15 protein-coding genes are annotated in these 12577 nt (G+C 35.5%); 14 read left to right on the top strand and 1 reads right to left on the bottom strand.

Annotation, left to right across the window (positions count from 1 at the left end; genetic code table 11):
* Positions 1-105 precede the first annotated feature (105 nt).
* From atpB to ACTF54_RS04680, 10 genes are all read left to right on the top strand, one after another.
* Positions 106-1296: a F0F1 ATP synthase subunit A gene (gene atpB, locus ACTF54_RS04725; RefSeq protein ID WP_438968850.1), complete on the top strand. Its 1191-nt coding sequence runs from the start codon at positions 106-108 to the stop codon at positions 1294-1296.
* A gap of 34 nt (positions 1297-1330) precedes the next feature.
* A complete protein-coding gene (gene atpE, locus ACTF54_RS04720; RefSeq protein WP_036583467.1) occupies positions 1331-1531 on the top strand; it encodes an ATP synthase F0 subunit C in 201 nt (66 codons plus the stop codon).
* Between the two features lie 86 nt (positions 1532-1617).
* On the top strand, positions 1618-2115 hold the full coding sequence (locus ACTF54_RS04715; RefSeq protein WP_347196443.1) for a F0F1 ATP synthase subunit B: 498 nt from the start codon (positions 1618-1620) through the stop codon (positions 2113-2115).
* 5 nt (positions 2116-2120) lie between these two features.
* The gene (atpH, locus tag ACTF54_RS04710; RefSeq protein WP_347196444.1) at positions 2121-2657 is read left to right on the top strand and encodes an ATP synthase F1 subunit delta; all 537 of its coding nucleotides are present in this window, start codon (positions 2121-2123) and stop codon (positions 2655-2657) included.
* 97 nt (positions 2658-2754) lie between these two features.
* Positions 2755-4329 (top strand): F0F1 ATP synthase subunit alpha, encoded by a 1575-nt coding sequence (gene atpA / locus ACTF54_RS04705; RefSeq protein WP_347196445.1) that lies wholly within the window; start codon positions 2755-2757, stop codon positions 4327-4329.
* Positions 4330-4401: 72 nt separating this feature from the next.
* Positions 4402-4692 (top strand): four helix bundle protein, encoded by a 291-nt coding sequence (locus ACTF54_RS04700; RefSeq protein WP_347196446.1) that lies wholly within the window; start codon positions 4402-4404, stop codon positions 4690-4692.
* An 86-nt stretch (positions 4693-4778) separates the two neighbouring features.
* Positions 4779-5654 carry an ATP synthase F1 subunit gamma gene (gene atpG, locus ACTF54_RS04695; protein WP_347196447.1) on the top strand — a complete coding sequence of 292 codons (876 nt, stop codon included), beginning with the start codon at positions 4779-4781 and terminating at the stop codon, positions 5652-5654.
* 179 nt (positions 5655-5833) lie between these two features.
* Positions 5834-6679, top strand: a complete 846-nt coding sequence (locus ACTF54_RS04690; protein ID WP_438968849.1) for an alpha/beta fold hydrolase — start codon at positions 5834-5836, stop codon at positions 6677-6679.
* On the top strand, positions 6679-7176 hold the full coding sequence (locus tag ACTF54_RS04685) for an RNA polymerase sigma factor (RefSeq protein ID WP_347196449.1): 498 nt from the start codon (positions 6679-6681) through the stop codon (positions 7174-7176). Before ACTF54_RS04690 ends, ACTF54_RS04685 begins: the two co-directional genes overlap by 1 nt.
* The gene (locus tag ACTF54_RS04680; protein ID WP_347196450.1) at positions 7163-7729 is read left to right on the top strand and encodes a hypothetical protein; all 567 of its coding nucleotides are present in this window, start codon (positions 7163-7165) and stop codon (positions 7727-7729) included. The genes ACTF54_RS04685 and ACTF54_RS04680 overlap by 14 nt, the downstream gene beginning before the upstream one ends.
* Positions 7730-7884: 155 nt before the next feature.
* Here ACTF54_RS04680 and ACTF54_RS04675 read toward each other — a convergent pair whose 3' ends face one another.
* On the bottom strand, positions 7885-8784 hold the full coding sequence (locus tag ACTF54_RS04675) for a hypothetical protein (RefSeq protein ID WP_347196451.1): 900 nt from the start codon (positions 8782-8784) through the stop codon (positions 7885-7887).
* Positions 8785-8873: 89 nt separating this feature from the next.
* Here ACTF54_RS04675 and ACTF54_RS04670 point away from each other — a divergent pair, with 89 nt between their 5' ends.
* From ACTF54_RS04670 to ACTF54_RS04655, 4 genes are all read left to right on the top strand, one after another.
* A complete protein-coding gene (locus tag ACTF54_RS04670; RefSeq protein ID WP_347196452.1) occupies positions 8874-9509 on the top strand; it encodes a thymidine kinase in 636 nt (211 codons plus the stop codon).
* Positions 9510-10619: an alanine racemase gene (alr, locus tag ACTF54_RS04665; protein WP_347196453.1), complete on the top strand. Its 1110-nt coding sequence runs from the start codon at positions 9510-9512 to the stop codon at positions 10617-10619.
* A 120-nt stretch (positions 10620-10739) separates the two neighbouring features.
* Positions 10740-11147, top strand: a complete 408-nt coding sequence (gene mscL / locus ACTF54_RS04660; RefSeq protein ID WP_347196454.1) for a large conductance mechanosensitive channel protein MscL — start codon at positions 10740-10742, stop codon at positions 11145-11147.
* Positions 11148-11338: 191 nt separating this feature from the next.
* Positions 11339-12328, top strand: a complete 990-nt coding sequence (locus ACTF54_RS04655) for an aspartate-semialdehyde dehydrogenase (protein ID WP_347196455.1) — start codon at positions 11339-11341, stop codon at positions 12326-12328.
* Positions 12329-12577: the final 249 nt, after the last annotated feature.

The raw sequence follows: 12577 nt of genomic DNA, 5'->3' as shown, positions 1-12577 counted from the left end.
GGATAAAAAGCTTGTAAATTAACTTTTAAAAGCTTTCATTTTACATCTTTTTTTGTCATACATTTGCAGCCGAATTAAAAGACCTAACTTTTTAAGGTGATTTACATGTTTAGAGCGTATTTAAAAACAGCTTTTTTTGCTTTGATTTTCATTGCTTCTGCAACAGCAAAAGCTCAAGATCAAATGGGTGATTATGCTTATGATAAAGAAATTGAATCTGCTGGTGGTAAAATCAATACTAAAGCAGAGATCGATTCCTATATCGACCATCACTTAAAAGATTCACACGACTTTCATTTATTTTCTTATTCTAACGATGCTGGTGAAAGAAAGCATGTAGGTTTCCCACTTCCTGTTATAGTATGGTCTACTGATGGTCTTAAGTTTTTCATGTCTTCAGAATTTCATCATGATGACGATGCAAAAGTGCTAGTAAACAAAGGAGACGCTACTTTTACAAAATTGCACAGTAAGATTTATGAGCTAGAAAATGGTGCTACTCAAATTAATTTTGACGAATCGCATCATCCTACCAATGCTCATCGAGTTTTTGATATGTCTATTACAAAATCTGTTTTTGGATTGATTTTAATAGGTGTTTTTATGCTTCTAATTTTTGGAGGTTTGGCAAAGCAGTATAAGAATAAAAATATTGCTACAGGTTTTGGACGTGTTTTAGAGCCTCTAGTAATTTATGTAAGAGATGAGATTGCAAGACCTAATATAGGTGAACATAAGTATAGAAAATTCATGGGTTATTTGTTAACCGTATTTTTCTTAATCTGGATTGGTAACCTTTTAGGGTTAACTCCTTTTGGTTTTAACATTACAGGACAGATTGCAGTAACAGTTTGTCTAGCGTTATTTACCTTTTTTATTGTACAATTTAGTGCAAATAAAGATTACTGGTTGCACATTTTCTGGATGCCAGGTGTACCAGTATTAATGAAAATAGCTTTAATACCTATAGAATTGATAGGTTTGCTTACAAAGCCATTCTCATTATTAGTGCGTCTATTTGCAAACATCACAGCTGGTCACGTTGTAGTTATGGGACTGATTGCTTTGATGATCACATTAAAAGAACAATTTGGAGTAGTAGGGTCTACAGGTTTATCTCTGTTTCTAACTTTATTCCTTTCAGTTATAGAATTATTAGTTGCCTTTTTACAGGCATTTATCTTTACGATGTTGTCAGCCCTATTTATAGGAATGGCAGTTGCAGAGCATGATCATCCTGAGCATGCTGGCGCAGCCGAAGATGATATCGATGAGGTAAGAGAACGTTTTGTTTAATTTTTTTGTTTAATTATTTTTAATACCCATTATTATGGAAACTGCTTACAATTTAATAGGTGCTGGTCTTATCGTTATCGGTGGTGGTATCGGTCTTGGTCAAATAGGTGGAAAAGCGATGGAAGCTATCGCTCGTCAACCTGAAGCTGCTGGAAAAATCCAAACAGCGATGATTATTATCGGTGCACTTCTTGAAGGACTTGCATTTGGAGCTCTTTTATTAGGTAAAAACTAATAATAGCTTAAACTAAAACAATTCTTGTAACGGTTGGTTGCAAGAATTGTTTAATTAGTAAAATTTAAACAAAACAACATTTAGATATGTTAGATTTAATAAATGACTTTTCGCCAGGCTTGTTTTTCATGCAAGCGCTTATTCTTATTATCTTAATTGTATTGATGAGAAAATTTGCATGGAAGCCTATTCTTGACGCACTTAATACTCGTGAAGAGGGAATCGCTAACGCTCTTGCAAGTGCAGAACAAGCAAAAGTGGAAATGGCAAACTTAGAAGCATCTAATCAAGCTGCAGCACAAGAAGCACGTGCTCAAAGAGATGAAATGATCAAAGAAGCACGCGAGATCAAGGAGCAAATGATAGCAGATGCTGCTGGACAGGCTCAAGAAAAAGCAGATAAAATTATCGCTAGCGCACAAGAAGCTATAGAATCTGAGAAAAAAGCTGCTCTTGCAGATATTAAATCTCAAGTTGCTGACCTTTCAGTAGATATCGCAGAGAAAGTAACTCGTAAAGAGCTTTCTGAAAAAGACGCACAATTAGCACTTATCGATAAAATGCTTGCAGAAGCTAATATCTAGAAACTATGAAATTATCAAGAGCTGCATCACGTTACTCAAAAGCCATTCTTTCTCTAGCTGTGGATAAGAATGAAGCTGCTGCTGTAAATGAAGATATGAAAAGCATCCTTGTTACTGTTTCAAAGAACAAGGAACTGCGCAACTTCTTATCAAGTCCGATTGTAAAAGACGCTAAAAAACGTGATGGTTTACATCAGGTTTTTGCGAGTGCAGGCGCAATTACTAAAAACACTTTTGACCTTTTAGTAACTAATAAACGCACGGATATACTTCAGGATGTCGCAACCAGCTATATCATCAGTTTTGAAGAGATGAATAAGCGTGAAATTGCTACAGTAACAACTGCTGTAGAAATCAATGCAGATCTTGAGAAGAAAGTTCTTGCTAAAGCAAAAGAACTAGCTGGAAAAGAAGTAACTCTTGAAAAAGTAATCGATCCAACTATACTGGGAGGTTTTATCCTAAGAGTAGGAGATAGAGAGATTAATGCGAGTGTACAAAATAAATTTGGAGAACTTAAAAGAACTTTTGCGAGTAATTAGTAATTGATTTTTAAGTATTCCGCTTTCGCGAAAGCGAGAACAAAACAAACAAAACGATCCGTAAAAGGATTATTGAAACAAGTATAAAAATAAGAACATGGCAGAAGTAAATCCAGCAGAAGTATCTGCAATACTTAAGCAACAACTATCAGGTTTTGATGCTACTGCATCTCTTGATGAAGTGGGAACCGTACTTACCGTAGGTGATGGTATCGCACGTGTTTACGGTCTTTCTAACGCACAATATGGAGAACTAGTTTCTTTTGAAAGTGGACTAGAAGGAATCGTTCTTAACTTAGAAGAAGATAACGTAGGTGTTGTACTTTTAGGTAAATCTACTGAGATTAAAGAAGGAGATACTGTGAAACGTACGGAACGTATCGCCTCTCTTAAAGTAGGTGAAGGAATTGTAGGTCGTGTAGTTAATACACTTGGAGAGCCTATCGATGGTAAAGGTCCTATAGAAGGTGATCTTTATGAGATGCCATTAGAACGTAAAGCTCCTGGAGTTGTTTACCGTGAGCCTGTAACAGAACCTATGCAAACTGGTATCAAATCTATTGATGCGATGATTCCAGTAGGTCGTGGACAGCGTGAGCTTGTAATCGGTGACCGTCAGACAGGTAAGTCCACTGTTTGTATCGATACTATTATCAATCAAAAAGAATTTTATGATGCTGGTGAGCCAGTATATTGTATATATGTTGCTATAGGACAAAAAGCCTCTAACGTTGCTTTAATTGCTAATGTACTTGAAGAAGCTGGAGCACTTGCTTACACGACTATCGTTGCAGCAAACGCATCAGATCCTGCTCCTATGCAAGTTTATGCACCATTTGCTGGTGCAGCGATAGGTGAGTACTTCCGTGATACTGGTCGTCCTGCACTTATTGTATTTGATGATTTATCAAAGCAAGCAGTTGCTTATCGTGAGGTATCTCTTTTATTACGTCGTCCACCAGGACGCGAGGCGTATCCAGGAGATGTATTCTTCCTTCACTCAAGATTATTAGAGCGTGCTGCAAAAGTGATCAACAATGACGAGATCGCGGCAACAATGAATGATTTGCCAGACAGTTTGAAGCCTATCGTAAAAGGTGGTGGATCCCTTACAGCACTTCCTATTATTGAAACACAGGCTGGTGATGTATCTGCATATATCCCAACTAACGTGATATCTATTACAGATGGACAGATCTTCCTAGATGGAGATTTATTCAACTCTGGTGTACGTCCAGCGATAAACGTAGGTATTTCAGTATCTCGTGTAGGTGGTAACGCGCAGATAAAATCAATGAAAAAAGTATCTGGTACATTAAAACTAGATCAAGCGGCATATCGTGAATTAGAAGCATTTGCAAAATTTGGTTCTGATCTTGATGCGGCTACTTTAAGTATTATCGAAAAAGGTAAGAGAAACGTTGAGATTCTTAAACAATCTCAAAACAATCCTTATCCGGTAGAGAATCAGATAGCAATTATTTATGCAGGTTCTAAGAACTTGTTAAGAAATGTACCTATCGAAAAAGTAAAAGAATTTGAAAGAGATTACTTAGAACTTCTTAATGCAAAGCATAGTGATGTGATGAGTACTCTTAAAGCTGGAAAGCTTACTGACGAGGTTATTGATACACTCACAGTAGTTGCTAAAGATCTTTCTAGTAGATACTAATTAGTTTGGAGTTCAGAGTTCAGAGTGACTTTTTATTCCAGCTTTAAATTAGATTAACAAGCTTTGCAATTAATGGGTTATCAAAACAGTCCTATACGAACTAAGAGTTTTGATTTTGCTTGTGAAATAGTGAGGTATTGTGATGAATTAAAAATCAATAAGGATTTTGAGCTGGCATCTCAACTTCTTAGAAGTGGAACGAGTATTGGAGCCAATACCAGAGAAGCGCAAAGAGGTGTTAGTACAAAAGACTTTAGAAATAAATTTGGCATTGCTCTAAAAGAAGCAGATGAGACTATTTACTGGTTAGATATTCTTCAAGCGACAGGAAGAGCAGTACCTCAGGGAATGAGAGAAAAGTGAAGAGTTAATAAGAATTTTAGTAGCGATACTTAAAAATTCATAACTTTTAACTCTGAACTCATAACTCTGAACTCATAACTTGATTTATGGCTAACTTAAAAGAAATAAGAAACAGAATATCGTCCGTATCATCTACTATGCAGATAACATCTGCTATGAAGATGGTAAGTGCAGCAAAGTTGAAAAAGGCACAAGATGCTATTACAGCTATGCGTCCCTATTCTGATAAGCTAACTGAGCTTTTACAAAGTCTTAGTGCTACAATGGAAGGTGAAGCAGGAAGCAAATTTGCTGAACAACGTGAGGTAGAAAGAGCGCTTGTAGTAGCGATTACTTCTAATCGTGGATTAGCAGGAGCTTTTAATTCTAATATCATTAAAGAATTAACACGTCTCAATCAAAACGAATTGAAAGGTGTAGCTGTTTCTTATATGGCGATTGGGAAAAAGGCAAATGATTTTGTAAGCAAACAATCTCCTGTACTATCCAATAAAAGTGATCTTTTTGATGATATTTCTTACGATAATGTAGCTGTTATTGCTGAAGAGTTGATGGAACTTTATGTTAGTGGTGAATTTGATAAAATTGTTATTGTTTATAATAGTTTTAAAAATGCTGCTACTCAAGTAGTAATGACAGAAGACTTCTTACCTCTAAAGCCTGTGGCTAAAGATGAAGATGCCATTCAAGCAGAAAAAGAATTGGATTATATTTTTGAGCCTTCTAAGGAAAAAATTATAGAAGAGTTAATTCCTAAGTCCTTAAAGATGCAATTGTATAAAGGAGTGCGTGATTCTTGGGCTAGTGAGCACGGTGCACGTATGACTGCAATGCACAAAGCAACGGACAACGCTACAGAGCTTAGAGATCAGCTTAAATTAACTTATAACAAAGCACGTCAGGCTGCAATTACAAACGAGATTCTTGAGATCGTAGGTGGAGCAGAGGCTTTGAATAACTAACCGATCATTTCCGCACAGGCGGAAATCTTCTTGAAGTTATCGCATTACACATAAAACCCTTTCAGAAATACTGAAAGGGTTTTTTGATGCCCAATAACCCAAGTTTTAAATTTTATAACATTTTCATGTAACATTTTCATGCTTTTGTATCTAAAGGATAAATCATTAAAACTAAAAACATGAAAACTACACTCCAATTTACATTATTTCTTTTCTTATTGGTTCAGTTACAAGTGCATGCGCAAGATAAAAGTATAAGCACCTCAGTTATAGGAAACGGCGATCCTGTATTGTTTCTTCCAGGTTTTGCAAGCGATGCAACCGTTTGGGATTCGACCATTGAAAAATTCTCTGTTACAAATCAATGTCATACTGTGGATTATGCTGGATTTGGAAAGGTAGCGCCTATAGAATTCCCTTGGTTACCAACCATTTTAGAGGACCTCAAAACGTATATAAAGAACTTAGATAATTCTAACCTCATTATTGTAGGACATAGCATGGGTGGAACTATTGCTACCTGGCTCGCAGCACAACCAGACCTTAAAATCAAACAGATAGTTGCAGTAGATGCGTTGCCTTGCACAGGAGCTTTGATGATGCCTAATTTTTCTCCAGATAATCTGGCTTATGAAAGTCCATATAACAATCAATTATTAGTAATGGATAATGCAGGCTTTGAACAAATGGCAGAAGGCATGGCTAGTGGTATGGCAACTAGTCCTGAACATCAACAACTAATTAAAAGGGCCATCTTGAATTCGGATCGTAAAACGTATGTTTATGGGTATACGGACTATTTAAAAATGGATGTAAGACCTTTATTATCTAATATTAAAATACCAGTTACTATTATGGGTGCTGGACAACCATACGGTAAGGATATGGCCACGCAAACGTATAATAATCAATATGCTAATTTAAAAGCTTACGATCTTATCATAAATGAGAATTCCAAACACTTTATGATGATGGATGTTTCAGAATGGTTCCATGAACAATTGAGTCTTATTTTAGCTAAATAATGAGTATTCAGAAACAGGCTTTTGAAAAATTATATCGGGATCACTATAATAAAGTGAACCGATTGTGTTTAGGTTATGTAAATGGCAACGCTGCTCTAGCCCAAGACTTATTGCAAGAGGTTTTTATTAAGGTTTGGCAGCATTGGGATAGTTTTGAAGGCAAGGCTCAACGATCTACCTGGCTGTATCGTATTGCGGTAAATACCTGTTTACAACAACTGCGCAGTGACAATAAATATAAAGCTACTTCCTTAGAAACTATTAAAAAAGAGGTAGTTGTAGAACAATCGGTTCAAAAAGAAGAAATGTACCAACAGCTTTATGCTTGTATAAATAGGCTGAACAAAGAAAATCAAACCATTCTTTTACTTGAGTTAGAAGGTCTTCCACAGTCAGAAATAGCAGCAATTATAGGAATTAAACATAATGCTCTCAGAACGCGTTTAAACCGTATCAAGAGCCAACTCACTAAATGTGTCAACAATGAAAACATTTGAAGAATTACAAAACTCTTGGCAACAAAAAGAGCAAAAGATAAACGAATCTTTTCTTAAAGGAATAACTAGAAGGATTCAAAATGTAAAAGCCAAAAAGAAGATTACAATGATAGTACTAGCGATTACTATGGCTATATTATTTGGTTATTTTTTATGGGTTGGAATTTATGCACCGCCTTTATTTACGGTAGGTCTGATTTTAATGATGTCAGTCTTGACAATTCGTATTGTATTAGAATGGAGATCTATGAATTTACTCAATCGCATACCGTTAGATCACTCGTATCATGATCATCATCAAAGTATGAAAGTATATTACAATTCTAGATTGAGAATTCATCAAGTGATAACACCTTTTCTACTTTTAATTTATTGGATAGGATTTGTATTATTATTACCTACATTAAAAGAAAACTTAACTTCATTTTGGTTTACATATGTATGGATTTCTAGTATTCCAATAGCCATCGCAATGGTTGTTTTTATACGCTACCATATTAAAAAAGAACGTAAAACACTAGAGCAATTAGAGAAGGAATTATCTAGGCCGTAGCTTTTCTATTCTTACCACAAAGATGTTGATCTCGCTTTCGCGAAAGCGAGATCAACATCTTGTTTAAAAATTGTTCTACAAATATTCTTAGGAAGTATGTTCAAAATTGTAATAGAATGTATAGTCTGATTCAACCTAGATTCAAGAAGAACCTTCTAGTAATTCCTTTCTACCAGTTCCATAAAACGATTTGCATATGCTTCCTTTCCTTCCCAATTGTTATAATCAGGCTTTACCATTGCGTTTATAAAATTTTGTGCATCGGCATAGGTAGTTCGTGTGTTCAATTGTGAGATGACACGATTAAAATCCTGATCGCTGCCGTTAAATAGATGTTTTATAAAACCTAGCCTGTCATTCATACCAAATTTTAATCCTTTATTCAATCGTTCGTTTAAAGAAACTGGTTTATCGTTAGCATTGGCATCATTAACTTTTCTTTCAAAAACAGGCATCGTTTGAAAATCTGCTGTGATGTCTTCTAGATCATTTTTAATGAACTTTTTAGGATCTGGAATATCAATAGGAGGCAATGATTCTTTAGAAGTGGTAGCTTTATCTATGTCTACGGTCTCATTTTTAGAAGGCTCCTGTTCAAGTTTTTCCTTAGCTGCAGGAACTTCAATGTGTGCACTTGTTTCAGGCACTTCATCTGGCATTTCTATCACCATTTTATTAATAGTAGCTATTCCTGGTAATTCTATTTCTTCTCTAGTGTCATCTTCTATAGGCATAAAAAGATCACTAAGATCATGATTTGAGAAAGCTTCTTCGACTTCATCTTGCGTGTCCTCCATAACTTGCTCTACTTCTTTAGAGATGCTGCTTACATCTTCTTGAGCCTCAGTAAAGGCATTTTCCAGACGTCTTTCTACTTCGGCATCACCAGCAGTAGGTTGAATGTCAGCAAAATGTTTTTCTGTGAAAGCAAGAACGGTTAATTTTTCATATAATTCCTTGGCAATGGCCTGTAGTTCATTCACATCTTCTTTATTTTTCATTTGAAGAATGCGGTGCGCTAGGCTAGTTAGGTCTGCTGCTATTTTCTTTTTCATATTGGGATTATTGCCGCTGGTTTATTTGTATTTTTGAATTCTGTAACGAGGTAAAAGAGCCTCTTTATTTAACGCCTGTAAATTACAAAATGTTTCTAGAAAATACGGTTAATCATGAAGAGCAATTCGGCTGGATCGAGGTAATTTGTGGTTCCATGTTTTCTGGTAAAACAGAAGAGTTGATACGACGTTTAAAACGTGCACAATTTGCACAGCAAAGGGTAGAAATCTTCAAACCATCCATAGATACACGCTATGATGAAGAGATGGTAGTCTCGCATGATTCTAATGAGATACCTAGCACTCCAGTTCCTGCTGCCGCAAATATTCCATTATTAGCGAGTGATTGTCAGGTAGTAGGAATTGATGAAGCACAATTTTTTGATAACGAGATAGTTGCTGTTTGTAATGCGCTAGCAAATCGCGGTATTAGAGTTATTGTAGCAGGGTTAGATATGGATTTTAAAGGAAATCCATTCGGTCCGATGCCAGCACTCATGGCTACGGCAGAGTATGTTACAAAAGTACATGCAGTATGCACAAGAACTGGAAATTTAGCTCAATATTCTTATCGTAAAACTGCAAATGACGATGTAGTCATGCTAGGTGAACAACAGGAATATGAACCATTAAGTCGTGCCGCTTATTACAAAGCCATGCTTTCTAATAAAATGAAAGATATGGACGTAGATGCAGAAGAGGTCAACGATAAAAAAAACATATAAATGCAATTTAATGGTACAAGACTAGAAGTAAATCTCGATGCCTTAGAACACAATTACAATTATTTACGCAGTAAAATTAAAGAAGGCACAAAGTTTATGTCTGTTGTTAAGGCAAATGCTTATGGCCATGGAATTGTAAAGATTGCTCAAAAACTTCAAGATCTAAACACCGATTATTTTGCAACAGCTTACACAGAAGAAGGTGTAGAACTTAGAGATAATGGTATTATTAAACCTATACTTATATTACATCCTCAACAGCATCATTTAGAGATGTGTATAGATCGCTGCTTAGAACCAGTGATTTATAGTGTGGAGATGCTGGAAGCTTTTATCGCTTTTGCGAATGCAAAACAACAACAGTCTTATCCTATACATTTAGAATTCAATACAGGAATGAATCGTTTAGGCATGGACCTTAAAGATGTCCATAAAGCTTTAGAAAAAGTAACGTCCAGTCCTGCGGTAAAAGTACGTGGTCTTCAATCTCATTTTGCAGCAAGTGAAGACCTTAATGAAGACGATTTTACTCAAGAACAAATTTCTCGTTTTGAACAATTGATTCCTATCGTTCAAAAAGCATTGGATTATGAATTTTTAATTCATGAATCTAATACTAGTGGTATCTTAAATTATAACAATGCTCATTTCAGTATGGTACGTTCTGGAATAGGCTTGTATGGATATGGAAACGATCTACAGCACGATGTGAATTTAAAACCTATTGCAACTCTTATTTCAAATATTTCTCAAATAAGGACTATCGAGAAAGGAGAATCAGTAAGTTATAATAGAAAATTTATTGCAAATCATAAAACGACTTATGCTGTAATTGCGCTAGGACATGGCGATGGTATCAATCGTATTTATGGTTATGGTAACTTAAAAGTTAGGATTAATGGACAGCCTGCGCCTACATTAGGAATCATATGTATGGACATGTTTATGGTAGATGTCACAAACATCGATGCAAAAGTAGGAGACGAGGTCATCATTTTTGATCCAGTAACACATAGTGCAAGAGAAATGGCAGAAGATGCCAAAACGATATCTTATGAACTACTCACAGGCATTCAAAAAAGGGTAAAACGTGTTTACAAGAGTGACTGAACCTAGATATTGTCCATTCATCGTGTTTCACCAGTAATGAGTCATAATTTAATTTTAACTGTAAGTTCGCTTATTGATTTCTCTTAAATTTGCCCTACAATTAACTAAACAAATACAATTATGCTTAAAGAATTCAAGAATTTTATAATGACTGGTAACGTCATTGATTTAGCTGTCGCAGTAATACTTGCAGGTGCGGTAAGTGCAGTAGTTAAAGGATTTGTGAACCTTATTATGATGCCTATTATAGGTCACTTCTCTGGTGGAGTAGATTTTAAAGACATGAAAATCATACTTACCGATGCTGTGGTAGGAGCAGATGGAGTAGTAACTAAACCAGAAAATGCTATTTTATATGGTGAGTGGATCAACACGATCATTTCATTAATTATCATAGGATTTGTTTTATTCATGATTGTAAAAGCATACAATAAGGTTAGAAAACCTAAAGAAGCACCAGCACCAGCAGGACCTTCTAAGGAAGAAGTACTTCTTACAGAAATACGTGATGCTTTAAGAACTAAGTAATTATCTAAAAGTTTTAACGAACTGATTATAGCCGCCTTGTTGAAAAGCAAGGCGGTTTTTTTATGCTTATGAGTAACGATAAATGATCCGTTTTGTTAACTATTAAACAATTTGTAAAATTTTGAAATTATAGTGCAATCTTATGGTAGAATAGATCTTACCATATACTTTTACGGCTTAAATTTTTGAAAATGAAAATAGCTGTTGTAGGTGTTACCGGTATGGTAGGCCAGGTAATGTTGCGTATACTTGAAGAACGCAACCTTAATGTTACATCTCTTATACCTGTAGCTTCAGAGAAATCTGTTGGTACAGAAATTACCTTTAAGGGTAAACAAATTAAGGTAGTTAGTATGAAACAAGCTATCGAAATGAAACCAGCGATTGCTCTTTTTTCTGCAGGCGGTTCTGTAAGTCTAGAGTTTGCACCACAATTTGCAGCTGTAGGAACTACCGTTATCGATAATTCGAGCGCCTTCAGAATGGACGCCGATAAAAAATTGATCGTTCCAGAAATAAATGCAAGTACCTTAACAAAAGAAGATAAAATAATAGCAAACCCTAATTGCTCCACCATTCAGATGGTGGCTACTATGGCGCCGCTTCATAAAAAATACGGTGTAAAAAGATTGGTTATCTCTACTTATCAGTCTATTACAGGAACTGGTGTTAAAGCCGTAGAGCAATTAGAGAATGAATACCAGGGTAAGAAAGGACCTATGGCATATCCTTATCAAATCCATAAAAATGCCATCCCGCATTGTGACGTATTTGAAGAAAATGGATACACCAAAGAGGAGATGAAACTGGTAAGAGAAACTCAAAAAATTCTTGATGATAGAACTATTGCAGTTACAGCAACTGCCGTTCGTATTCCCGTAGTAGGTGGACATTCAGAAAGTGTGAACGTAGAATTCAGAAATGAATTTGAAGTGTCTGATATTAGAAAATTATTATCAGAAACAGCTGGAATTACTGTTCAAGATAATATTGATGTAAATGTTTATCCTATGCCATTGATGGCTCATGGTAAAGACGATGTTTTTGTAGGTCGCATTAGAAGAGATTTTTCTCAAGAAAATACATTGAACATGTGGATAGTATCAGATAACCTCAGAAAAGGAGCGGCTACAAACGCTGTTCAAATAGCAGAATATTTGATTGAAAACGAATTGGTATAAAAAGATTTCCTTAACGAACCAGTGTTTTTTTTTCTCTAACTTTACGTTCTAACGTTTTAAGTTATGATTAGAAAAATACGCACTGGTTTTTTAATTTGTTGTTTCGCTTTCGCGAAAGCGTAATTCTCGACAGAAACCTCATCAGCATTTACGAGTAGTCTAACGGGATGGAGTAAGCTTCATGCTTTAGAGACAAAAACAAATCAAACCTAGGCTTATTTTGCTTTAATTTATAACAGGATTGATTAA

The sequence above is a fragment of the Nonlabens sp. genome (assembly GCF_965657255.1).
Classification (GTDB): Bacteria; Bacteroidota; Bacteroidia; order Flavobacteriales; family Flavobacteriaceae; genus Nonlabens.
Note: the sequence above shows the minus strand (reverse complement) of the source record. Positions and strands in the feature narration are given on the sequence as shown.

Excerpts from the sequence above, each read along its gene's own strand:
- ACTF54_RS04700 (WP_347196446.1), top strand. The coding sequence starts at position 4,402 with ATGGGTTATCAAAACAGTCCTATACGAACTAAGAGTTTTGATTTTGCT.
- atpH (WP_347196444.1), top strand. The coding sequence starts at position 2,121 with ATGAAATTATCAAGAGCTGCATCACGTTACTCAAAAGCCATTCTTTCT.
- ACTF54_RS04670 (WP_347196452.1), top strand. The coding sequence starts at position 8,874 with ATGTTTCTAGAAAATACGGTTAATCATGAAGAGCAATTCGGCTGGATC.
- atpE (WP_036583467.1), top strand. The coding sequence starts at position 1,331 with ATGGAAACTGCTTACAATTTAATAGGTGCTGGTCTTATCGTTATCGGT.
- mscL (WP_347196454.1), top strand. The coding sequence starts at position 10,740 with ATGCTTAAAGAATTCAAGAATTTTATAATGACTGGTAACGTCATTGAT.
- ACTF54_RS04655 (WP_347196455.1), top strand. The coding sequence starts at position 11,339 with ATGAAAATAGCTGTTGTAGGTGTTACCGGTATGGTAGGCCAGGTAATG.
- atpG (WP_347196447.1), top strand. The coding sequence starts at position 4,779 with ATGGCTAACTTAAAAGAAATAAGAAACAGAATATCGTCCGTATCATCT.
- alr (WP_347196453.1), top strand. The coding sequence starts at position 9,510 with ATGCAATTTAATGGTACAAGACTAGAAGTAAATCTCGATGCCTTAGAA.
- ACTF54_RS04675 (WP_347196451.1), bottom strand. The coding sequence starts at position 8,784 with ATGAAAAAGAAAATAGCAGCAGACCTAACTAGCCTAGCGCACCGCATT.
- ACTF54_RS04690 (WP_438968849.1), top strand. The coding sequence starts at position 5,834 with ATGAAAACTACACTCCAATTTACATTATTTCTTTTCTTATTGGTTCAG.
- ACTF54_RS04680 (WP_347196450.1), top strand. The coding sequence starts at position 7,163 with ATGAAAACATTTGAAGAATTACAAAACTCTTGGCAACAAAAAGAGCAA.
- ACTF54_RS04715 (WP_347196443.1), top strand. The coding sequence starts at position 1,618 with ATGTTAGATTTAATAAATGACTTTTCGCCAGGCTTGTTTTTCATGCAA.
- ACTF54_RS04685 (WP_347196449.1), top strand. The coding sequence starts at position 6,679 with ATGAGTATTCAGAAACAGGCTTTTGAAAAATTATATCGGGATCACTAT.
- atpB (WP_438968850.1), top strand. The coding sequence starts at position 106 with ATGTTTAGAGCGTATTTAAAAACAGCTTTTTTTGCTTTGATTTTCATT.
- atpA (WP_347196445.1), top strand. The coding sequence starts at position 2,755 with ATGGCAGAAGTAAATCCAGCAGAAGTATCTGCAATACTTAAGCAACAA.